17 protein-coding genes and 2 tRNA genes are annotated in these 20,282 nt (G+C 63.6%); 4 read left to right on the forward strand and 15 right to left on the reverse strand.

Going from position 1 to position 20,282, the window contains the following annotated elements; genetic code table 11:
* Nucleotides 1-8 precede the first annotated feature (8 nt).
* A complete protein-coding gene (locus J2D77_RS12370; RefSeq protein WP_207846623.1) occupies nucleotides 9-809 on the reverse strand; it encodes a squalene/phytoene synthase family protein in 801 nt (266 codons plus the stop codon).
* Nucleotides 810-1,058: 249 nt separating this feature from the next.
* Here J2D77_RS12370 and J2D77_RS12375 point away from each other — a divergent pair, with 249 nt between their 5' ends.
* From J2D77_RS12375 to J2D77_RS12385, 3 genes are all read left to right on the forward strand, one after another.
* Nucleotides 1,059-1,667: a superoxide dismutase gene (locus J2D77_RS12375; protein ID WP_207846624.1), complete on the forward strand. Its 609-nt coding sequence runs from the start codon at nucleotides 1,059-1,061 to the stop codon at nucleotides 1,665-1,667.
* 253 nt (nucleotides 1,668-1,920) lie between these two features.
* Nucleotides 1,921-4,536 carry an ATP-dependent chaperone ClpB gene (gene clpB, locus J2D77_RS12380; protein ID WP_207846625.1) on the forward strand — a complete coding sequence of 872 codons (2,616 nt, stop codon included), beginning with the start codon at nucleotides 1,921-1,923 and terminating at the stop codon, nucleotides 4,534-4,536.
* A 100-nt stretch (nucleotides 4,537-4,636) separates the two neighbouring features.
* On the forward strand, nucleotides 4,637-5,269 hold the full coding sequence (locus tag J2D77_RS12385) for an NUDIX hydrolase (RefSeq protein ID WP_207846626.1): 633 nt from the start codon (nucleotides 4,637-4,639) through the stop codon (nucleotides 5,267-5,269).
* A gap of 208 nt (nucleotides 5,270-5,477) precedes the next feature.
* On the opposite strand, the gene hflX is transcribed toward J2D77_RS12385, so the two are convergent.
* From hflX to J2D77_RS12455, 14 genes are all read right to left on the reverse strand, one after another.
* Nucleotides 5,478-6,797 carry a GTPase HflX gene (gene hflX / locus J2D77_RS12390; RefSeq protein WP_207846627.1) on the reverse strand — a complete coding sequence of 440 codons (1,320 nt, stop codon included), beginning with the start codon at nucleotides 6,795-6,797 and terminating at the stop codon, nucleotides 5,478-5,480.
* Nucleotides 6,778-7,062 carry an RNA chaperone Hfq gene (gene hfq / locus J2D77_RS12395; RefSeq protein WP_331000110.1) on the reverse strand — a complete coding sequence of 95 codons (285 nt, stop codon included), beginning with the start codon at nucleotides 7,060-7,062 and terminating at the stop codon, nucleotides 6,778-6,780. The genes hflX and hfq overlap by 20 nt, the downstream gene beginning before the upstream one ends.
* A 78-nt stretch (nucleotides 7,063-7,140) precedes the next feature.
* Nucleotides 7,141-8,532, reverse strand: a complete 1,392-nt coding sequence (ntrX, locus tag J2D77_RS12400; RefSeq protein ID WP_207846629.1) for a nitrogen assimilation response regulator NtrX — start codon at nucleotides 8,530-8,532, stop codon at nucleotides 7,141-7,143.
* A complete protein-coding gene (locus J2D77_RS12405; protein WP_230975764.1) occupies nucleotides 8,522-10,768 on the reverse strand; it encodes a sensor histidine kinase NtrY-like in 2,247 nt (748 codons plus the stop codon). The genes ntrX and J2D77_RS12405 overlap by 11 nt, the downstream gene beginning before the upstream one ends.
* A gap of 26 nt (nucleotides 10,769-10,794) precedes the next feature.
* Nucleotides 10,795-12,243, reverse strand: coding sequence for a nitrogen regulation protein NR(I) (gene ntrC, locus J2D77_RS12410; protein ID WP_207846631.1), 1,449 nt, complete (start codon nucleotides 12,241-12,243; stop codon nucleotides 10,795-10,797).
* 97 nt (nucleotides 12,244-12,340) lie between these two features.
* On the reverse strand, nucleotides 12,341-13,465 hold the full coding sequence (locus tag J2D77_RS12415; protein ID WP_331000111.1) for a two-component system sensor histidine kinase NtrB: 1,125 nt from the start codon (nucleotides 13,463-13,465) through the stop codon (nucleotides 12,341-12,343).
* Entirely contained in the window at nucleotides 13,462-14,529 is a 1,068-nt protein-coding gene (gene dusB, locus J2D77_RS12420) for a tRNA dihydrouridine synthase DusB (RefSeq protein WP_207846632.1), read from the reverse strand. The genes J2D77_RS12415 and dusB overlap by 4 nt, the downstream gene beginning before the upstream one ends.
* A 102-nt stretch (nucleotides 14,530-14,631) precedes the next feature.
* Entirely contained in the window at nucleotides 14,632-15,786 is a 1,155-nt protein-coding gene (gene ispF, locus J2D77_RS12425; protein WP_207846633.1) for a 2-C-methyl-D-erythritol 2,4-cyclodiphosphate synthase, read from the reverse strand.
* Between the two features lie 145 nt (nucleotides 15,787-15,931).
* Nucleotides 15,932-17,083: a UDP-galactopyranose mutase gene (gene glf, locus J2D77_RS12430; RefSeq protein ID WP_207846634.1), complete on the reverse strand. Its 1,152-nt coding sequence runs from the start codon at nucleotides 17,081-17,083 to the stop codon at nucleotides 15,932-15,934.
* Nucleotides 17,084-17,280: 197 nt separating this feature from the next.
* A tRNA-Arg gene (locus J2D77_RS12435) sits at nucleotides 17,281-17,357 on the reverse strand.
* A gap of 37 nt (nucleotides 17,358-17,394) precedes the next feature.
* A complete protein-coding gene (locus J2D77_RS12440; RefSeq protein WP_207846635.1) occupies nucleotides 17,395-17,700 on the reverse strand; it encodes an ETC complex I subunit in 306 nt (101 codons plus the stop codon).
* Between the two features lie 22 nt (nucleotides 17,701-17,722).
* Nucleotides 17,723-17,799 (reverse strand) — tRNA-Pro (locus J2D77_RS12445).
* A gap of 58 nt (nucleotides 17,800-17,857) precedes the next feature.
* Nucleotides 17,858-18,343: a xanthine phosphoribosyltransferase gene (gene gpt, locus J2D77_RS12450; protein WP_207846636.1), complete on the reverse strand. Its 486-nt coding sequence runs from the start codon at nucleotides 18,341-18,343 to the stop codon at nucleotides 17,858-17,860.
* A 131-nt stretch (nucleotides 18,344-18,474) separates the two neighbouring features.
* A complete protein-coding gene (locus J2D77_RS12455) occupies nucleotides 18,475-19,815 on the reverse strand; it encodes a UDP-glucose dehydrogenase family protein (protein WP_230975765.1) in 1,341 nt (446 codons plus the stop codon).
* Between the two features lie 301 nt (nucleotides 19,816-20,116).
* On the opposite strand from J2D77_RS12455, the gene J2D77_RS12460 reads away from it, so the two are divergent.
* Complete coding sequence (locus tag J2D77_RS12460) at nucleotides 20,117-20,257, forward strand: hypothetical protein (RefSeq protein WP_207846637.1); 141 nt, start codon at nucleotides 20,117-20,119, stop codon at nucleotides 20,255-20,257.
* Nucleotides 20,258-20,282 lie beyond the last annotated feature (25 nt).

A 20,282-nucleotide genomic window follows, 5' to 3' on the forward strand; every position in this document is an offset into this window, starting at 1 on the left:
CAGGCCGCTTAGAACGGACGGGTCAGCCCCATGCCCGCCAGCATGACGGCAAGCCGGTCCCCCACCCCGCGTGGGTGGCCGGCATGCTCGCCCCCGCGCGCAAGGTCGCGCCGGGCCAGCACGGCGGGCAGGGCCGCCGCCCGCCAGCTTCTGGCAAGACCCGGCCCGGCCAGTTCGGCCAAAAGGCGCTGCCCTTCGCGCCGCAAATCCTCCACCGGGCCGGGGAACAGGAACCGTCCCGCCCGCCCCAGCACCGCACCGTGGCGCAGCAGGGCCCCGGCCCCATACGCCATGCCGCAGGCCTCCAGCCGCAGCAGGATGTTGTTGTCCTGCACGCCCAGTATTTCCCCCATGGCGCGCTGGACCGCCCCGGCACCATCGCGCAGCATGGCGCGCCACTGGGCAATGCTGGGGTCTGGCTCGTCCCGGTGGGCCAGTTCGGCCTCTGCCGAGGCAACGAGGCGGAGCAACGTCTGGCGTGCAACCCGCCTTTGTTCGACAAGTGCCAGAAGCCGGGGGGCCAGTTCGTGTTCGGGCCCGCGCGTGCCTTCCAGCACGTCGCGCCACCATTGCAGGCGGATATACCCCGCCATGGGACCGGCCACCGCCCCCGAACGCCCCGGAGCCAAGGCGCGCACCACTTCGTTATGGAAAGCCAGCACGCACCACGCAGCAGGCCGGCATGGCGCGGGCAGGAAACGCGCGCACAGCGTGCGGTCGGGGTCTGCCGCGGCCAGGGAAAAAACCGCGTCATCCGCAAGCTCCGTCGCGTTCATGCCCATGCCCGTTCTCTCCTTTTCTCGCGCCATGCGGGCCTGCCTTGCAGGGGTGGGTGCAACCCTGCCCCGTCTTGCGCGTAACTAGTGTAGCCCCGCCCGCGCGATACCGCGGACAGACCCTGCCCGGCAACCCACCCGACCAGAAGGGCAAGTTTCCGTGAACGTCCGCAGGAGAATAACGGTGTCACGCCCCTTTCCCTTGACGTGCCCGGCCTGGGCTCATAGCTCTGGAACAGACGCGCCAAGCGTACGACCAGTTATTTTACATGGAGTAGTATAATGGCTTTTGAACTGCCTGCCCTTCCCTTCAGCACCAATGCGCTTGCAGCCCGCGGCATGTGCCAGGAAACGCTTGAACTCCATCATGACAAGCACCACCAGGCCTATGTGACGGCGCTGAACGGCTTTGTCGCCGCCAAGCCGGAATTGCAGGGCAAGTCCCTGGACGAAATCATCCTGGCCGTGCGTGGCGATGCCGCCCTGGCACCCGTCTTCAACAATGCGGGCCAGCACTGGAACCACATCCTGTTCTGGAACAACCTCTCCCCCAAGGGTGGGGCCATTCCCACGAAGCTTGAAACCAAGATCAAGGAAGATTTCGGCAGCGTCGAAACCTTCAAGGAAGACTTCAAGAAAGCCGCGACATCGCAGTTCGGTTCCGGCTGGGCCTGGCTGGTGCTGGACCCTTCGGGCAAGCTGGTTGTCACCAAGACGGCCAATGGCTCCAACCCGCTGGCCGAAAACCAGGGCACCACGCTGCTGGGCCTGGACGTGTGGGAGCACGCCTACTACCTCGACTTCCGCAACCGTCGCCCCGACTACGTGACCAACTACCTGGACAAGCTGGCGAACTATGAATTCGCCGAAGCCCAGCTCAGCGCTGCCTGAGACCCTTTTCCCTTCCAGGAAAAGACAAGGGGCGGAACCTTACGGGGTTCCGCCTTTTTTGTGCCTTTTGCCCCTGCCGAAGGCCCGCGCACCTTCGGCCTGTCCACCCCAGCGCATGACGCCTGCCCCTTGATTACAGGCCCGCGATTTCCAATCTTAAAAAGGAAGCCAGAGAGCCTGAAACCGTTGCCTTTGATGGGACGGAACAAAGGGCCTTCAGTCGCCTGACAAAAAAGGGACAAGAGGGAATATTATGGATATTGCAAAATTTACGGAACGTTCGCGCGGTTTTTTGCAGGCGGCACAGACCATTGCCCTGCGCGACTTCAATCAGCAGTTAACACCTGAGCACCTGCTCAAAGCCATGCTGGACGACCCCGAAGGGGCGGCGTCCTCCCTGATTCGTGCCGCCGGAGGCAACCCCGAAGCCGTGAAGGCGGCGACCGAGCAGGCCCTGGCCAAGCTGCCCAAGGTGCAGGGCGGTGGCGCGGGACAGCCTGCGGCTACGCCCGAGCTGATGCGCGCACTCGATTCCGCCGAACAGATCGCCCAGAAGGCCGGTGACAGCTTTGTGGCGCAGGACCGCCTGCTTGCCGCATTGAGCGCATCCGATTCCCCTGCCGGGCGCGCCCTGAAAGAAAACGGTGCTTCGCCCGAGGCGCTGGAAAAAGCCATTACCACCCTACGCAAAGGCAGGACCGTGACCAGCGAAAGCGCTGAAGCGAATTTTGACGCCCTGAAGAAATATGCACGCGATGTCACGGAAGTGGCGCAGCAGGGCAAGCTGGACCCCGTGATCGGCCGTGACGAGGAAATTCGCCGCGCCATCCAGGTTCTGGCCCGGCGCAGCAAGAACAACCCCGTGCTGATCGGTGAACCCGGCGTGGGCAAGACCGCCATTGTGGAAGGCCTGGCCCAGCGGATCGTGAACGGTGACGTGCCCGAGGCGCTGAAGAACAAGAAACTGCTCTCGCTCGACATGGGGGCCCTTGTCGCGGGTGCGAAATATCGCGGCGAGTTCGAGGAAAGGCTGAAAGCCGTCCTCAAGGAAATCGAAACCGCCGAAGGGCAGGTCATCCTGTTCATCGATGAAATGCACACGCTGGTTGGCGCGGGCCGCACCGACGGTGCCATGGATGCGTCCAACCTGATCAAGCCCGAGCTGGCGCGCGGCACGCTGCACTGCATCGGTGCGACCACCTTGGATGAATACCGCAAATATATCGAAAAGGACGCAGCGCTGGCGCGGCGTTTCCAGCCGGTATTCGTGGGTGAGCCCAGCGTGGCGGACACGATCTCCATCCTGCGCGGGATCAAGGAGAAATACGAACTCCATCACGGGGTGCGCATTACCGATGGCGCCATTGTGGCGGCTGCCACCCTGTCCAACCGCTACATTACCGACCGCTTCCTGCCCGACAAGGCGATCGACCTGATTGACGAGGCCGCAAGCCGCCTGCGCATGCAGATCGACAGCAAGCCCGAGGAACTGGACGAACTGGACCGCCGGATCATCCAGCTCAAGATCGAGCGGGAGGCCCTGCGCCGCGAAGAAGACTCCGCCAGCAAGGACAGGCTTGAAGCGGTCGAGAGCGAACTGGCCGATCTGGAAGAAAAATCCGGCACGCTGAGTGCGGCATGGCATGCGGAAAAAGACCGCGTGCATGTGATCCAGAAACTTCAGGAACAGCTCGACCAGGCCCGTTCCGATGTGGAAGTCGCCCAGCGCAAGGGTGACCTGGGTCGCGCGTCCGAACTGATGTATGGGGTTATTCCCAATCTTGAAGCCCAGATCGCGCAGACCCGCGAAACGGAAGAAGACGCCGCGAGAAAAGACAACCTGGTGTCTGAAGCCGTGACCGACCAGGGTGTGGCCGCCGTCGTGTCGCGCTGGACGGGTGTTCCGGTGGACCGCATGCTTGAAGGCGAGCGGGCCAAGCTGCTGCGCATGGAAGATGAACTGCGGCGTTCGGTGGTGGGGCAGGAACCGGCACTCAAGGCCGTGGCGGATGCCGTGCGCCGCGCGCGTGCCGGTTTGCAGGACCCCAACCGCCCCATAGGCTCGTTCCTGTTCCTTGGCCCCACGGGTGTCGGCAAGACGGAACTGACCAAGGCGCTGGCCCGCTTCCTGTTCGATGACGACAAGGCCCTGCTGCGCATCGACATGAGCGAGTTCATGGAAAAACACGCCGTGGCCCGCCTGATCGGCGCCCCCCCCGGCTATGTCGGGTATGAGGAAGGCGGGGTGCTGACGGAAGCCGTGCGCCGCCGCCCCTATCAGGTGATCCTGTTCGATGAAGTTGAAAAAGCCCATGAAGACGTTTTCAACATCCTGCTTCAGGTGCTTGACGATGGCAGGCTGACGGATGGCCAGGGCCGTACTGTGGATTTCCGCAATACGCTGATTATCCTGACCAGCAACCTGGGTTCGGAATATCTGGCCAACCTGCCCGATGGCGAAACCCCGGACATGGTGCAGGCCCAGGTAATGAAGGTGGTGCGCGAGCATTTCCGCCCCGAATTCCTGAACCGTCTGGACGAGATCATCCTGTTCTCGCGGTTGCAGAAGGCCGACATGACCAAGATTGTCGATATCCAGGTGGCCCGCCTGCAACGCCTGCTGGACGATCGCAAGATCGGCCTGAAGCTTGACCCGCTGGCCGAAGCCTGGCTGGCCAATGAAGGCTATGACCCGGTCTACGGCGCGCGTCCGCTCAAGCGGGTGATCCAGCGCAATTTGCAGAACCCGCTGGCCGAGCAGCTGCTTGAAGGGCGTATCCATGACGGAGATACGATCACCGTTTCCGCCAATGGCGACGGGTTGCTGATCAACGGCAAGACCGATGCCGAAATGGAAGCCCAGTCCTGATCCTGCGGCCAGGGCCTTTACGGCGGCGGTTATCCGCCGCACAACCGAACGGGAAGGCTGATGCCTTCCCGTTTTTTTATGCAGGCAGGAAAGAAGAGGCATGCCCGAACCGACATGGCTTGTCTGGGCGCGCGACATACAGGCCATTGCCCAGACGGGCCTGACCTATGTGCAGGACCCGTTCGACAAGGAACGCTACCAGGCCCTGACGGCCCTGGCCGCCCGGATGATGGCGGATGGCTGCACCACCGACGCTGCGACCATACAGAAGCTGTTTGACGCGCAAAGCGGCTACGCCACCCCCAAGCTGGAAGTGCGCATAGGCGTGTTCGACCCGCAGGGGCGGCTACTGATGGTGCGCGAAGTGCTCGATGACAACCGCTGGACCGTGCCGGGCGGCTGGGCCGATGTAAACCTGACCCCCGCCGAAAATGCCGCCAAGGAAGCGTGGGAGGAAACGGGCTACACCGTACGCATCACCCGCCTGGCCATGGCGCTGGACCGCGCGCGGCAGGGCCATGAACCGCCCGAACCGTTTTCGGTCACCAAGCTGTTTTTCCTGGGCGAAATTACCGGCGGTTCGGCCACGACCAGCATAGAAACCAGCGAGATCGCCTTTTTCGGGCCAGACGAAATCCCGCCCGATCTTTCAACCGGGCGCATAACGCCCCACGAGATCACCCGCCTGTTCGCCCATTATGCAGACCCGACCCTGCCAGCGGATTTCGACTGAACTCCCCTGCCCCGGCGTTCTCCCGCTTTTGACGCCCCAGGCCCTTAGAGACTGTTTCAAAAGTCAGTCGGATCGGTCTGAGCGGGTCTTTTCCGGCCTGAATGCGTTGGCTTCTTGCCCCGATGCCCCGCATCGTGGCTTCGAATTCGCCTTTTCAGGCCAAAAAATCCCTCGCCAGCCCTCAGCCGCCGACTTTCGAAACAGCCTCTTAGACCAGGCAGGGGGTCACGTGGGTGAACTGGCGTTCGAAGCGTGCGCGATCTTCGGCGGAAAGGCGGACGGTAATATCGCTTTCTTCCTCAAGATCGGTGCGCTCCACCACCTCTCCGTGCTGGTACAGCCATGCCAGTGCGGCCCCGTCGGATGCCGCCAGCCGGTAGCGTATGACCTCCATGCCCGAGGTAATGCGCTGGTCGATCCGCGCCATCAGCCGGTCCAGTCCGTCGCCCGTAATGGCCGAGATGGCAACCGTCTCCCCCGTTCCAGGCAGGGCGCCAGGCCCACCCAGCAGGTCGACCTTGTTCAGCACCTCGATCACGCGGCCCGGCCAGTCCTGCTCCAGCATGTTGTCGCGCGCCATGCCGTCGAGCACACCCAGCACGTCCTTTTTCTGGGCCGCGCTGTCGGGGTGGGCGATATCGCGCACATGCAGGATGATATCGGCCTCGGCCACCTCCTCCAGCGTGGCGCGGAAGGCCGCGATCAGTTCCGTCGGCAGGTCGGAAATGAACCCCACCGTGTCCGACAGGATAACCTGCCGCCCCGAAGGCAGGGTAATGGCCCGCATGGTCGGGTCGAGTGTGGCGAACAACTGGTCCTGCGCGTAGACGGCGGCCCCTGTCAGCGCGTTGAACAGGGTGGACTTGCCCGCGTTGGTGTAGCCCACCAGGGCCACGACGGGAAACGGCACGCGCCGGCGGGCCTGGCGGTGCAGGCCACGGGTGCGCCGCACCTGTTCGAGGTCCTTTTTCAGCCTGACAATACGCTCGCCGATCATGCGGCGGTCGGCCTCGATCTGCGTTTCACCCGGCCCGCCCAGGAAGCCGAAGCCCCCGCGCTGGCGTTCCAGATGGGTCCACAGCCTGACCAGGCGTGAACGCTGATATTCCAGATGTGCCAGTTCCACCTGGAGCGAGCCTTCCTTGGTGGCGGCGCGCGCGCCGAAAATATCCAGGATAAGCCCGGTCCGGTCTATGACCTTGCAGCCCAGTTCGGTTTCAAGGTTGCGCTGCTGGGCCGGAGTCAGGCGCGAGTCCACCACCAGCACATCGATCCCGTCGGCCTTGACCGCGACCTGGAGCGATTCAATCTGCCCCTTGCCCAGCAGGGTGGCGGAACGGCGCGCGCGCAGCAGCAGAACCGCCTTGCGCACGATGATCAGGCCAATGGATGCCGCCAGCCCCACGGCTTCTTCCAGCCTGGATTCGGCGGCGCGCATGTCCTGCCCGTGGGCCGAACGTTCCCAGGGCAGGATAATGGCCGCGCGCGTAGCAGGCGACCGGTTTTGCTCAAATAAGCTCGTCGCCAAGTGTCACGTCCCTGTCAGCTTTCGCGTCCGCCCCGTTGAAATCGGGAATATTGACAGCAATGCTCGGCATGACCGTGCTGATGGCATGTTTGTAGATCAACTGGGTCTGCTCATCGCGCCGGAGCAGCACGACCTGCTCGTCGAACCACGTGATATAGCCCTGCAACTTGACACCGTTGACCAGAAATACCGTCACGGCCGCACGCGCACGGCGGATCTGGCTTAAAAATACGTCCTGTACATTGTGTACATTCTCTTTTTCCACAGTGTGAAACCCTATCCCATGCTCTCGGCCCTGTCTTTTACAGGTCCTGATTGTTCTTGGCCTGCCCATGCAGGCATGTCAGCCAGCGCTCCGTTCTTCGGAGGTTACACCAAGCTGCTTGAGTTTGCGATGCAAAGCACTGCGTTCCATTCCCACAAACAACGCCGTGCGACTGATGTTGCCGCCAAAACGTAATAATTGTGCCTGAAGGTACTGGGTTTCGAACAGGTCGCGCGCTTCGCGCAGGGGCAGGCTCATGACATCGGCGGAAGCGTCGAACTTCAGCAGGGCGGGCGCACTTTCCCCCACCGTGGTCGGCAGCATTTCAGCCCTGATCGGCTCATTGCTGCCGCCGGGCTGCATGATCAGCACCCGCTCCATAAGGTTGCGCAACTCACGCACGTTGCCCGGCCAGTCATAGGCCTGCAACGCCGCCACCGCATCGGGGGAGAGCACGCGCGAGGGCAGGCCCGCCATTTCCGCCGCCCGGCGCAGGAACAGGGCGGCAAGGCCCGGAATATCGTCGCGCCGTTCCTTCAGGGCGGGCATGCGCAGGGGCACCACCGCCAGGCGGTAATACAGGTCTTCACGAAAACGCCCGGCCATGATTTCGGCCTGCAGGTCGCGGTTGGTGGTGGCCAGGACCCGCACATCCACCTTTACGCGCGCGGCACCACCCAGCCTCTCAAACGTCTGGTCCTGCAAGGCGCGCACGATCTTGCCCTGGGTTTCCATGGGCATGTCCGCCACTTCATCGAGCAGGAGCGTGCCGCCATGCGCGCGTTCGAGTACGCCGGTGCGCCGCCCCACCCCATCAGCCCCGCCTTCGAGGCCGAACAGTTCCTCCTCGAACCGGCCGGGGGCCAGGATGGCGCAGTTCAGTGCCACAAACGGCCCATCGGCCCGGCGGGAACGGGCATGGATGGTGCGGGCCGCCACTTCCTTGCCAGAGCCCGGGCCACCGCTGATCAGCACGCGTGAGCCGGTGGGGGCCACTTTTTCGATCTGCGCGCGGATGGTGGCGATCTGGGTGCTGGCGCCGAAGAGTTCGGTATCCTGCCCCGCACGCAGCCTGAGTTCCTCGTTCTCACGCGCCAGGCGGGAGGCTTCGAGCGCGCGCCGCACCACAACCAGCAGCCGGTCTGCCTGGAACGGTTTTTCTATAAAATCGTAGGCGCCATGCTGGAGGGCCGCCACAGCCGTCTCGATCGTGCCATGGCCCGAAATCATCACCACCGGCACGGAGGGTTCCTCCGCCTTCATGGTCTGCAAAATTTCCAGCCCGTCCATGCTGGAACCCTGCAACCACACGTCCAGAATAACCAATGCCGGCCTGCGGACCCGAAAAGCCGCCAACGCGGCATCGGAACTGGCGGCGACACGCGTTTCATACCCTTCGTCGCTCAGGATACCCTCTATCAGCATCCTGATATCGGGTTCGTCGTCAACAATCAGGATTTCATGCGCCATGGTCGTCCTTCACCGGCAAAATCAGAGTAGCCACAGTTCCCTTTCCCTCCGCCCTGTCTTCCAGACGCACCGTTCCACCATGATCTTCCATGATTTTTTTCACAATAGCCAATCCCAATCCCGTACCTTTGGCCTTGTGGGTGACGTAGGGTTCCGTCAGGCGGCTGCGGTCATCGCGCGGCAGGCCGACGCCGTTATCGGCCACCGCCAGCGCGATATGCCCGCCCTCGGGCGTGATGGTCACCCATACCTCCCCCTTCAGGGCCGTGGGTTCGCCCCCAGCATCCGCGCCTCGTTCGGTCATGGCAATAGCATCGGCCGCATTCTGCAGAAGATTGATAAGAGCCTGGCTGATAAGCCGCCGGTCGCACAGGGCGATCACCGCATCCTGGGCGGGCAGGTAATGAAACAGAATTTCGGGATGGGCGTTGCGTTGCAGGATCAGCGCTTCGCGCGCAATACGGGTCACATCCTCGTTTTTCATGACCGGCTGGGGCATGCGCGCGAAAGCGGAAAATTCATCCACCATGCGCCCGATATCCCCCACCTGGCGCACGATCGTATCCGCACATTGTGAAAACGTTTCGGGGTCGGATGTAATTTCCTTGAGGAAACGACGCTTGAGCCGTTCGGCCGCAAGCTGGATGGGGGTCAGCGGATTCTTGATCTCATGGGCGATGCGGCGCGCGACATCCGCCCACGCAGCCTTGCGCTGGGCCTGCTGGAGGGCGGTGATGTCATCGAAGGTAATGACAAAGCCTTCGATCTCGCTGCCGCGCAGGTCCGCGCCGATCCGCACCAATAGCGTGCGCTGGCTGGCCACGGGGCCGGTCTGGATTTCACGCGTCAGCACGCGGTCGGGTGCCGTTCGGGCCTCGCTCAGCAGGGGCGCGAAGGCGGGCACGCGCTGGGCCAGGGGTTCGCCTATGGCGTCCATCAGGTCGGTCTGCAACAGCACGCAGGCGGCGCGGTTGGGCAGTTCGATGCGCTGCTCCATGTCCAGCCCCACCACCCCGGCCGACACGCCGGACAGCACGGCCTCGGTAAAGCGCCGCCGTTCGTTGATCTGGCTGTAGGCGGACATAAGTTCCGCACGCTGGCTGGCCAGTTCCTCGGTCATGCGGTTGAACGCGCGCGACAGGGAGGCCACTTCGTCATCGCGGTTGACCTCGGGCACATGCACACCCAGATCGCCCTCGCTCACCCGGCGGGCGGCCACACTCAGCAGGCCCAGGGGGCGTGCGATCTGGTTGGCCAGGGCAAGCCCGATCAGCACCGCGGCCGCCAGCACCAGCAACGCCACCAGCACGAAGATCATGATGAAGGTAAGCTGGATCTTGGCCTTGTTGCTGTTCAGCCGCTTGTAGTCGGCCACCACGTTTTCCGTGCGGCGCATATGTTCGAGAATTTCAGGATCGACCAGCCGGGTGATGACCAGCATCAATGCGGGTGTCTGCGACAGTTCGACCACGGCGCGCACTGTCCGTTCGTCCGGGGAATCCAGAATGGCCACATCGCTCGAACGGGCCATGACGGTGGCGTTGGGGGGAGGCAGGTCCTGCGGGTAGCCCGCACGGCTCATCAACCCGCCGACAGCCACCACCTTGTTGGTGATGGGGTCATACACCACGGCTTCGGTCAGGCCGCGCATGGTGGTCTGGCTGTCCAGCATCTGGGCCAGTGCATCGCGATCCTGGAACAGGTCGGTGCCGCTGGCGGCCAGTTCGTTCTGCGCACCCATGATGTAGTTGGCCATGGAAAACGCATCGGTGCGGATATTGGCGTTATGTTCGGCCAGATACCCGCGTGACGCCTGCAAGGCCTCGTTCAGCGCGGTGTTGACCTTGTCGGAGAACCAGATCTGGATCCCGAAATGGAAAAACAGCGTGGCGAACACCCCCACCACCAGGGTGGGTGCGACTGCGACAATGCCGAACAGCGTCATCAGGCGCACATGCAGGCGCGCCCCCGCCAGCCCCTTGCGGCGTTCGGCCAGCAGCGGCCAGACACGAATGGCCAGGGCCAGCAGCAGCAGGGCCAGCACCAGCCCGTTCAGGACCAGCAGGGCCGGCTCCATCAGCGCGTAATGCCCGAACGACATGCCTGCGGACAGTACGACGAACGTTGCAAAGCCCAGGCACAAAGCCAGGGCCGCAAGGATCAGACCCACGCTGCGCCGTTCGAGCGAGCGCAAAAGCCAGCTCAGCCTGTTGGCCGACAGGAAGGAGCGAAGCATGGGGGCGCCGTGTGTCATAGGCGTGCTCAGACCGCGCCGCGCACGACCGGGATTTCAAGATCCCGTATCTTCTTGCGCAGCGTGTTGCGGTTCAGCCCCAGCATGGCGGCCGCCTTGATCTGGTTGCCCTTGGTTTCCATCAGGGTCATTTGTATCAACGGACGTTCGACTTCCGCAACAATACGGGCATGCAGGTCCACCATGGGCATGCCTTCCCGCCCGGCAGCCAGGTAACGCGCGATATGGCGTGAAAGCGCGTCCACCAGCGGTTCGGCGGATGCGGATTTTTCCACCGCGACCTCCCCCGCCCAGGGCTCGGCCAGTTCGGCATCGATCAGTTCGGGGGTGATCGTGTCCTGCGAATGCAGGGCGACAATACGCCGGATCAGGTTTTCCAGCTCGCGCACATTGCCCGGCCAGCGCCATGCCTGAAGGCGGGCCATGGCTTCCTCGTCCAGATGGCGCTGCCCGCCACCTTCATCACGGCACTGGTTGAGGAAATGCCGCGCCAGAAGGGGAATGTCCTCACGGCGTTCGCGCAGGGGCGGCAGGCGCAGGGGCACGACATTCAGGCGGTAATACAGATCCTCGCGGAACGTGCCCTGCTGGATCGACTGGCGCAGGTCGCGGTGGGTGGCGGCAATGATCCGCACATCGGCCCGCAGGGGCTGGGCACCGCCCACGGTCGTGAACTCCCCTTCCTGCAACACACGCAGCAACCGGGTCTGGGCTTCCTGCGGCATGTCGCCGATTTCGTCCAGGAAGAGCGTGCCGCCGCTGGCCTGCTCGAAACGGCCGGGCATGCGGCCCTGCGTGCCGCCGCGTTCGTAGCCGAACAGTTCGCTTTCGATCTGCTCACGCGGGATGGCGGCCATGTTCACGGCCACGAACGGCCCGCTGCGCCTGCGCCCGTATTCATGCAGGGCGCGCGCCACCAGTTCCTTGCCGGTGCCGCTTTCGCCCGTGATCATGACCGTCAGTTCCGAGGTGGTCAACCGTGCGATGGAGCGATAAATCGCCTGCATGACCACGGACTGCCCGATCAGCGGCAGGCGTTCTTCCACCTGGGTCGCGCCATTGGGCTGGGCGCGGTCGGTATCCTGCCGGGTTGCGGTCAGTGCCCGCGCCACCACGGCCTGGAGTTCCTTGAGGTCGAACGGCTTGGCCAGATATTCGAACGCCCCGCGCTGCGTGGCCTTGACGGCGGTGGTCAGGGTGGCTTGCGCGCTCATGACGATAATGCGCAGGTCCGGCCGCATCTGGTGGATGCGCGGGATCAGGTCCAGCCCGCTGCCATCGGGCATGACCACGTCGGTAATGACCAGGTCGCCCTCCCCCTCCTCCACCCATTGCCACAGGGTGGACGCATAGGGGGTGCTGAGCACCTGGTAGCCCGCGCGCCCCAGGGCCTGGCCCAGCACGGTGCGAATGGAACGGTCGTCATCGGCAACAAGAATGGTGGGGGGCGGGGTCATGGCTGCAAAACCAATTTGAAACGGGCCTCAGATAGGACGAAATGCCGGAAAATGCCCACCGGCCCGGAACGGGGGCAAGGCGGGCCCGGTCGATCTTTCAGGCCGGTGGCATGGCATGCATCATTCCCCCCGCGTCATCGGCTATGGGCAGGAACAGGCTTACTTCCGTGCGCCCGGGCCTGCTTTCGACATCGATGGTGCCGCCGTGATCGTCCATGATCTTGCCCACCAGCGCAAGGCCCAGCCCCCGGCCATTGGCCTTGGTGGAAATAAAGGGCTCGAACAGGTGCGGGCGCACGCTGGGCGAAATACCGGGCCCGGTGTCGCGCACGGTCACGACCAGCGGCAGGTGCCGCCATTGCGTGGTGCCCGGTGCCGCCACCCGTATGCCCGGGCGGTAACTGGTAAGCAGCGTGATCTGCCCTTCACGCCCTGATTCGCGCACGGCTTCGGCGGCGTTCTTGATCAGGTTGATCAGCACCTGCACCAGTCGGTCCCGGTCGCCCCAGACATGGGGGAGCGAGGGATCGTAGCGTTCCACAATCTGGATACCGCGCGCAAAGCCGTTCATGGCCAGCAGGCGCACATGCTCCAGAATCCTGTGGATGTTCAGCGCGCGGCAATGCATCTGCGCTTCGCCGAACATGCCCATGCGTTCGACCAGCGCATCGATCCGGTCCACTTCCTCGCAGATCAGGGTGGCCAGTTCCTTGTCGCTCTGGGTTACGGCCTGTTCCAGAAGCTGCGCCGCCCCCTTGATACCCGAGAGCGGATTGCGGATTTCATGCGCCAGCATGGTCGCCATGCCCGCGACACTGCGGGCGGCGGAGCGATAGCTCATCTGCTGGTCCAATGCCCGCGCGGCCATGGAGGCATGGAAGGTCAGCACCGTAATGCCAGGATGATCGGGCACATCGGCGGCCTGGAGCGTGACATTGGCATGATGAAAGCGCGGGGAATCGAACACCACGTCATGTTCGGTCACCCGGCCGCCGCGCTGGCGTATATGCTCCATAAGCAGAAAAAGCGGGTGGTCAGGCGGGGCAAGGCCGCGCAGCCCACCTTGCATGATCTGGTGGCGCGACATGGCGAAAAATTCTTCCGCCGCCACGTTGGCCGCCAGGACCTCGTCTTGCGGGCCTACCTCCAGGAACGGGACCGGCAGGCTGTCCAGCAGGCTGTCAGCCCCCGGCCCGCCCGGCCTGTGTCCGCGTTCCTTCACGCCGCGCAGGCACGGGCCTGCTGCCCCCCTTCATGGCGGGAAGTGCGGCTGTCGCGCACGGCTCCGGCTTCGATCTGGCGGTCGTAGAACGCGGTGATGCTCGCCACCGCTTCCTCCGCCGTGTCGATCCGGTTGAAAGCCGCGCGGAACTGCGCGGAAGCCGGCAGCCCGGCCGAATACCAGGACACATGCTTGCGCGCGAGCCGCAGGCCGGGCCGGTCCCCGAAATGCGCGAGCATCATGGCGTAATGTTCCAAAACGATGGCTTTTTCCGCCACCAGCGTGGGATCTGCCACGTCCGCACCGTGGCACAGCGCCTGCGCCACCTGGGCCAGGAACCACGGCCTGCCGTAACACCCCCGCCCGATCATGACACCGTCCGCCCCGGACTGGGCCAGGGCCTTGCGGGCGTCATCCACGCTCAGGATATCGCCATTGACGATAACGGGCAGGCTGACCGCGTCCTTGACCTGGCGCACGAAAGCCCAGTCGGCAACACCGTTGTAGAACTGCTGGCGCGTACGCCCGTGCACCGTGATCATGCGAATGCCCACATCCTGTGCAATGCGGGCCAGCGCGGGTGCGTTCAGGTGCTGGTGGTCCCAGCCCATGCGCATTTTCAGGGTTACGGGAACGGCCACGGCCTTGACCACATGGTCCAGAAGGCGGGCGGCGGCGGCTTCGTCGCGCATCAGGGCGGAACCCGCCTGCTGGCCCACCGCCACTTTCTTGACCGGACAGCCGAAGTTGATGTCGATCAGGTCCGCCCCGCGCCCCACGGCAATGCGCGCGGCCTCGGCCATGGCTTCGGGGTCGCAGCCAGCAAGCTGCACCGCATTGGGGCCCTGCGCATCCGCACTTTCGGCCATGCGCAGGGTGGTGTCGTTCTCACGCACCAGCGCCCAGGAGGCGATCATTTCGGATACGACAAGCCCCGCCCCCAGCCTGCGCGCAAGCTTGCGGAACGGCAGGTCCGTCACCCCTGACATGGGTGCGAGAATAACGGGCGTTTCAAGACGGACGCCGCCCAGATCGATCGGACGCAGCAGGGGTTGCGTTTGCACGGTCACTTCCATTTGCCTAGAGATTAGGCAGAGATACCGGGCCAACGCGCCCCGTGCAATATTTTAATACCGGACCGGCCTGCGCCCGGTTTGCCCCTTCGTTCAGGGCACCAGCACGCTTACCGTGGCGGTACAGGCAATGCCTTCCTCACGCCCGGTAAAGCCCAGCCGTTCGGAAGTCGTGGCCTTGACCGAAATCCGGTCGATATCGACTTCCAGCAGATCGGCAAGGCGCTGGCGCATGGCCTGGGCGTGCGGGCCGATTTTCGGGCGTTCGCAGATCAGGGTCAGGTCGGCGTTGATCAGCATGCCGCCGCGTTCGCGAATGCGCTGGCCCGCATGCACAAGAAAGCGCGCGCTGTCGGCGTCTTTCCATTCGTTCTGGCTGGGGGGGAAATGCCGCCCGATATCGCCTTCGGCCAGCGCGCCGTAAATGGCGTCGCACAAGGCGTGAATGCCCACATCGGCATCGGAATGACCGGCAAGCCCGAGCGTATGGGGCACGGTAATGCCGCACAGGATCAGGGGGCGGCCTTCCTCGAAAGCATGAACATCGTAGCCCAGCCCCACACGCGGCAGAAGCGTGGGGCCGATCAGCCGTTCCAGACGCACCAGATCACCCTCATAAGTCAGTTTGATATTGTCTTCATCACCCGCCACCAGCGCGACGCTGAAACCCGCGTCCTCCAGCAGCTTGGCGTCATCGGTCGCACTGGTCGATGCCGCGGCGCGGTGCAGGTCCACGAACAGGCCGAAGCGGAAACCCTGGGGCGTCTGGGCACGATACAGATGTTCGCGCGGGACCGTGCCCTCGATCACGCCGTGTTCGCCCTTCTTGAGCGTATCGGCAACCGGCACGGCGGGAATGGCGCCGGGGTGTTCGCCCAAGGCCTGCACCACATTGCCCACCAGTTCCGCCGTAACGTAGGGACGGGCGCCGTCATGCACGAGCACCAGATCGGGCTTTTCGCCTTCGGGCAGCAGGTCCAGCGCTTCCAGCCCGGCGCGCACGCTGGCCTGGCGGGTGTCACCCCCGGCCACGGGCGGCAGCACCGCCAGCCCATCCAGCGCCTGGGCCAGGGATGCGGGATCCCCCACCGGCTGGATACAGGTGACATGCGGCAAAAGGGCCTGTGCTGCATGACGAATGACAGGCTGGCCCGCCAGCAGAACGTACTGCTTGGGGGTGGCGCACCCTGTGGTGGCGGCGTAGCGACTGCCCGTTCCGGCAGCCAGAAGAATGGCGGCAACTCGCATGCACGAAGCAATGCGGCGATGCCACCAACGCGTCAAGAGCCAAACTGCGCGACCCTGCCCCAAATGCCCCGCCCGTTACGCGAGCCCTGCCCCGCCCGGCCTCGGGCCCGCGCGCTGTCCAGCCCCCCCTGCCTAGCGCCGCAGATCAGCCGGGATCGACGAAAAATGCGGGCAGGTCACATGTTCCGGCGGCAAGCTGCGTATCGATCAGATCGCACGCGGCCAGCGCTTCCTTGATGGTGACATCCATGTCCAGGTAGCGATACGTGCCCAGCCGCCCAAGGAAGGAGACGGCTTTTTCTTCCCGCGCCAGGGCGATATAGCTGTCGAGCATGCGTTTTTCATGCACGAGGCGGATGGGGTAATAAGGCACGTCCCCTTCCCCCGCCAGGCGGCTGTATTCGCGGAAACAGACGGTCTTGGAAAACTGGTCCTGCTCCCACGGGGCAAAATGCTTGTGCTCGGAAATACGGGTATAGGGCACCTGCTCGTCGCAGTAATTGATGACGGCCGTTCCCTGATGGTCCCCGTCATCTACAAAGCGTTCGAAATCCAGCGTGCGATAGCCCAACCGCCCCAGCCTGAAGCCGAAATAACGGTCGATGGGGCCGGTGTAGAACACATGCTCGAACGTGTCGGTCAGGCTTTCGAAGGAACAGCCCAGCCGCACCTCGACCCCGTCCACCGCCAGAATGTTCTCGACAATCGCCGTATAGCCGTTTTCGGGCATGCCCTGGTACGGATGGTTGAAATAGTTGTCGTCATAATTGAAGCGCAGCGGCAGGCGCTTGAGAATGGAGGCGGGCAGTTCGGTCGGCTCCAGCCCCCACTGCTTGCGCGTATAACCGTAGAAGAACGCCCGGTACAGTTCCGGGCCGATCATGCTCAGCGCCTGCTCCTCGAACGATTGCGGGTCGGTAATGGAGCGGTCGGCCTTGGCCTGAATGAAGGCCAGCGCATCCTTGGGCCCCAGCGTGGTGCCGAAGAACTGGTTGATGGTCAGCAGGTTGACCGGCAGCGTATAGACCCGGCCGCCCGATATGGCCTTGACCCGGTTGATATAGGGGCGAAAAGTTCCAAAACGCTGCACGTAAGCCCAGGTGCGTTCATCGGCGGTGTGGAAGATATGCGGCCCGTAGCGGTGCACCATGACGCCGGTCTGCGCGTCGCGTTCGGTATGGCAGTTGCCGCCCAGATGGGGCCGTTCATCCACAACCACGACCTTATGCCCGCGCTCGGCCAGATGGCGGGCAATGACAGCCCCGCTGAAACCAGCCCCGACGACACAAAACACCATACGAATCCCCCACCTTGTCTGTTCGTGTGTTTTCCTGGCCCGATAGTGCGGGCGTTCGCGCGGGCTGACCACCCGCCCCATGCCAACGTACGCCTGCCAGGGTTCCCCTGACAGCGTGCAAAATACAACAGGGCCGCACCCTGCCTGCGCCGCAATAAGCGGGGGCGGGATACGGCCCGAATAAGCTGTACGGGAATTGGCGCGCCCTGCTGGATTCGAACCAGCGACCCACAGCTTAGAAGGCTGTTGCTCTATCCAACTGAGCTAAGGGCGCAGCCGCGTTTCTCGAATAATCGGGAAATGGCGGAAAATCAATGCGTCCAGTTCTGGATACGATCCGAACGGAAATTGTCCGCGTAAACCTTGGGGCGGCGAATGCGCGGGTTCGGGGCTTCGACCTCGCAGGGGATATTCTCGCGCGCGGCGTAGTCCAGGGCGGCCTCGCATGTGTCGAAGAACAGCCTGATCTGCGATTGCGGATCGGCGCTGCCGGTCCAGCCCATGAGCGCGTCCTGCCGACGCGGGGCAGATTGTCCGTAGTCCAAAATCCATTCCCGCGTTCCCGCAAGACCGGACTGACCTGCTGGCTTGGATTGTCTATAGATACGCGCGGCCATGGTGTGCCTCCCGCTTTGTCTATGGTCGGGGCGCCCGGACTCGAACCGGGGGCCTCGTGTACCCAAAACACGCGCGCTACCAGGCTGCGCCACGCCCCGAATGAGCCGGAACCTAGGCCCCTATTGCACCTGTGGCAAGGGCCGGTCGGGTAAAAATTCAGCCAGCGGAGGGTTTTTGTCCCGCAACGAGTGGCGGCACGAAAAGGGGTGCCGTATCCCACGGGAACAGCACCCATGTCTCCTGCGGGACTTCGGTCACGAACAGGTCTGTCAGCGCGCGCCCTGCAGGCTTTGCATACAGGCAGGCAAAGCATGCATGGGGCAGGCGTTCGCGCACCAGACGGGCCGTCACACCGGAATCCACCAGGTCATCGATGACCAGGAACCCATCCCCATTGCCTGCTGCTTCGGGCTGCTTGACGATACTGGGCTCGCCCTTGTCTTCCTCGTCATAGGTTACGACGGATATGGTCTCGACCAGGCGGCACCCCAGTTCACGTGCGACAATGGCCGCAGGGATCATCCCGCCGCGCGTTACCGCCACAATCCCGCGCAGCGGCATGCGCGGCACCAGCATGCTGGCAAGGCTGCGCGCGTCGCGGTGCAGTTGGTCCCATGTGACGGTGGCGTAGGTGACAGCCATATTTCGTGCCCTTTGTTCGTAAACACCCGCAGGCCATGCCAGGGGCCTGCTTACAGGCTATGCCGCATGGACGTGCATGGGCAACCCAGTGCGCCCGCAGCGACCGGGGCCGTCCGCGCAGGCCTGTCGTCCTAGGGCCGGCCCACGGACTGGTAGAGAAAGCCCGCGGCCCGCATGGCAGCCGGGTCAAAAATATTGCGCAGGTCGACAATGGCTTTCGTGCGCATCCGCTGTGCCAGAACCTCGGGCGAAAGGGCGCGAAAAATGTTCCATTCCGTCAGGACAACCAGCACATCCGCGTCCTGCGCTGCCTCCATGGCGTCTGCACAATATATCACGTCGGGGGGCAGAAGCGCCCGGGCGGCGTCCATGCCCACCGGGTCATAGGCGCGCAGGGTGGCTCCTGCCTCGGCCAGGCGATGCAGGATGGGGATGGAGGCGGATTCCCGCATGTCATCGGTTTCGGGCTTGAAGGTCAGGCCCAGCACGGCAATGGTCCGGCCAACGACCGAGCCACCACAGGCCGCGATAATGCGCCCGGCCATGGCGGCCTTGCGGGCTTCGTTCACCTGCACCGTGGTTTCCACCAGGCGGCACCCGCTCTGGTTTTCCTGCGCGATACGCGACAGGGCAAGCGTATCCTTGGGGAAGCACGACCCCCCATAGCCCGGTCCGGGGCTGAGAAAACGGCGACCGATACGCGCGTCCAGCCCCATGCCACGGGCCAGGTCTTCCACATCCGCGCCCAGTTTCTCGCACAGATCGGCCATTTCGTTGATGAAGGAAATCTTCATCGCCAGGAAGGAATTGGCCGCGTATTTGGTCAGTTCCGCCGTTTCCAGCCCGGTAAACACCAGGGGAGCCGCCGCCTGCACCAGTGGCCGGTAAACCTGCCGCATGACATTTTCAGCCCGCCCCGCCCGTTCAGGCTGCGTCTGGTCCAGACCGATGATCACGCGGTCGGGGCGCATGAAATCGTCAATGGCGCTGCCTTCGCGCAGGAATTCGGGGTTGGACGCCACGTCGAAATCCAGGTCCGGGCGCACGTTGCGAATAATCTGGGCAATCCGGCGGCTGCTGCCCACCGGCACGGTCGATTTGGTGACAATCACCGCATAACCGGTCAGGGCCTGGGCAATCTGGCGGGCCGCGGCATGCACATATTGCAGGTCGGCAGCCCCATCGCCATTGCGCGGCGGCGTGCCCACTGCAATGAAAACCGCCTGCGCCCCGGTCACGGCGGTGGCGATATCATCGCCAAATACAAGCCGCCCGGCCTGGGTATTGGAGATGACAAGCGCGTCCAGCCCTGGTTCATAAATGGGAATGCGCCCTTCGCGCAATGCGGCCAGCCGCTGCGGATTGGTTTCCACCACAGAGACATGCATGCCGAATTCGGCAAAACACGCCGCAGAAACCAGCCCGACATATCCGCCACCAATCATGGCTATGCGCACGAGATTTTCTCCCATTCCGATACCCGTACCACGTCGTGCCAACCAGAAAGCCCGACCCCGGCAGACATGCCCGCAATGCCCGCCGGGCGCAATGCGTCAGAGCTATTTCCCACACCATAAAATGGCTCGCCCAAGCAGCCCCCAGGCAAGCACCTGGCAGCAACCCCGCACGAACGCCCCACACACAGCCCCGCCCAAAGGGCAATGGCGAGCCTCCGCGTCCTCACCGCGAACACAGACCAAACTTCGCAAATTTATATTCCCCGGCTTCAACCCTGCCCCATACGGGGCGTTATAACTGCAGGAGGACCAAGCCATGACCAAACCGAAAAAAGACCCCCCGCCATCCAAGGAAGAACGCGATCTGGACGAAGCCCTGGAAGAGAGCTTTCCCGCCAGTGACCCTCCGTCACACGAAGATCCGGACAAGAACATCGAAAAGAATACTAAACCTTAAGAAAATAAACTCTAACAATGAAATA

The sequence above is a fragment of the Acetobacter garciniae genome, from assembly GCF_017377735.1.
Taxonomy (GTDB): domain Bacteria; phylum Pseudomonadota; class Alphaproteobacteria; order Acetobacterales; family Acetobacteraceae; genus Acetobacter; species Acetobacter garciniae.

What these genes read in the sequence shown, in the direction of transcription:
- J2D77_RS12370 (WP_207846623.1), bottom strand. Translation starts at nt 809, where the DNA reads ATGGCGCGAGAAAAGGAGAGAACGGGCATGGGCATGAACGCGACGGAG.
- J2D77_RS12375 (WP_207846624.1), top strand. Translation starts at nt 1,059, where the DNA reads ATGGCTTTTGAACTGCCTGCCCTTCCCTTCAGCACCAATGCGCTTGCA.
- clpB (WP_207846625.1), top strand. Translation starts at nt 1,921, where the DNA reads ATGGATATTGCAAAATTTACGGAACGTTCGCGCGGTTTTTTGCAGGCG.
- J2D77_RS12385 (WP_207846626.1), top strand. Translation starts at nt 4,637, where the DNA reads ATGCCCGAACCGACATGGCTTGTCTGGGCGCGCGACATACAGGCCATT.
- ntrX (WP_207846629.1), bottom strand. Translation starts at nt 8,532, where the DNA reads ATGGCGCATGAAATCCTGATTGTTGACGACGAACCCGATATCAGGATG.
- J2D77_RS12405 (WP_230975764.1), bottom strand. Translation starts at nt 10,768, where the DNA reads ATGCTTCGCTCCTTCCTGTCGGCCAACAGGCTGAGCTGGCTTTTGCGC.
- ntrC (WP_207846631.1), bottom strand. Translation starts at nt 12,243, where the DNA reads ATGACCCCGCCCCCCACCATTCTTGTTGCCGATGACGACCGTTCCATT.
- ispF (WP_207846633.1), bottom strand. Translation starts at nt 15,786, where the DNA reads ATGCGAGTTGCCGCCATTCTTCTGGCTGCCGGAACGGGCAGTCGCTAC.
- glf (WP_207846634.1), bottom strand. Translation starts at nt 17,083, where the DNA reads ATGGTGTTTTGTGTCGTCGGGGCTGGTTTCAGCGGGGCTGTCATTGCC.
- J2D77_RS12440 (WP_207846635.1), bottom strand. Translation starts at nt 17,700, where the DNA reads ATGGCCGCGCGTATCTATAGACAATCCAAGCCAGCAGGTCAGTCCGGT.
- gpt (WP_207846636.1), bottom strand. Translation starts at nt 18,343, where the DNA reads ATGGCTGTCACCTACGCCACCGTCACATGGGACCAACTGCACCGCGAC.
- J2D77_RS12455 (WP_230975765.1), bottom strand. Translation starts at nt 19,815, where the DNA reads ATGGGAGAAAATCTCGTGCGCATAGCCATGATTGGTGGCGGATATGTC.
- J2D77_RS12460 (WP_207846637.1), top strand. Translation starts at nt 20,117, where the DNA reads ATGACCAAACCGAAAAAAGACCCCCCGCCATCCAAGGAAGAACGCGAT.